This is a genomic window from Psychrobacter sp. 1Y4 (assembly GCF_051847555.1).
Map to the genome: position 1 here is coordinate 1 of NZ_JBPYDE010000768.1, position 624 is coordinate 624.

At 38.1% G+C, this 624-nt stretch carries 1 pseudogene; it reads left to right on the top strand.

Annotation, left to right across the window (positions count from 1 at the left end):
* A pseudogene (locus ACS8FC_RS18780) lies at positions 1 to 380 on the top strand (class II fumarate hydratase); the annotation flags it as partial.
* Between the last annotated feature and the right edge of the window lie 244 nt (positions 381 to 624).

Below are 624 nucleotides of genomic sequence, written 5' to 3' on the forward strand. Positions count from 1 at the left end.
CTCAGGTCATGGGTAACGACACCACTATCAGCATGGCTGGCGCATCAGGTAACTTTGAGCTAAACGTGTATAAGCCAGTGATCGCGTTTAACTTATTGCAATCTATCAAACTGCTTGGCGATGCGTGCAATAGCTTCAACGAGAACTGTGCCGTTGGTATCGAGCCAGTAAAAGACAAAATCGATGATTTCTTGCACAACTCATTGATGCTAGTAACGTCATTGAACCGTCATGTTGGTTATGAAAATGCAGCCAAAATCGCTAAGACGGCGTATAAAGAAAACAAGACTTTGAAGCAAGTTGCGGTTGAGCTAGAGCTATTAACTGAAGCGCAGTTTGATGAGTGGGTCATTCCTGCTGATATGGTACATCCTAAGTAAGTTATTAAAGACTTCCTAGCATAGAAAAAGACCTTGTCATGTGGCAAGGTCTTTTTTTTATTGAAAGTTCTCTGTAGAAACAGTTATTTATAAATTTATGTATCAAAGTCTAGAAAACTGCTCAGTTTTCAAAAGTAATTCAGCTTTTTCTTCTGAATCAGCTTTGAATATAGCTGTTTGTTCCATATCTCTTGCTCTATTCTTGCTTTTTTCTTTTTTAGCTGATTCATAAGAATTAAAGGGA